Annotated in this window: 1 pseudogene; it reads left to right on the forward strand. The window is 64.0% G+C overall.

From position 1 onward, the window contains the following. Nucleotides 1-41 precede the first annotated feature (41 nt). Nucleotides 42-272: pseudogene (locus NCS02_RS36210) on the forward strand (ABC transporter permease); the annotation flags it as partial.

A 272-nucleotide genomic window follows, 5' to 3' on the forward strand; every position in this document is an offset into this window, starting at 1 on the left:
AGTTTGAACGGCATCCGTCGACATTCTCGCCCGCAGCCGATGTGACGCGGCGCGACGCGAGCTTGCCACTTGCGACGCGTCTTTTCGACCGCGCGTGGCTGCGCAAGGTGCTGATCGCCCTCGTGCTCATGGCGTTATGGGAATGCGTCGCGCGCGTGGTGGATAACGACTTGCTCTTGCCGACCTTCAGCGCGACCTGCGTTGCCTTCGCGCAGGGCATGATCTCCGGCGAGTTGATCGCCAAGACCGCGATCTCGCTGTCCGTGCTGCTG

The organism is Caballeronia sp. NCF2 (genome assembly GCF_023631205.1).
In the GTDB taxonomy this organism is placed as follows: domain Bacteria; phylum Pseudomonadota; class Gammaproteobacteria; order Burkholderiales; family Burkholderiaceae; genus Caballeronia; species Caballeronia zhejiangensis.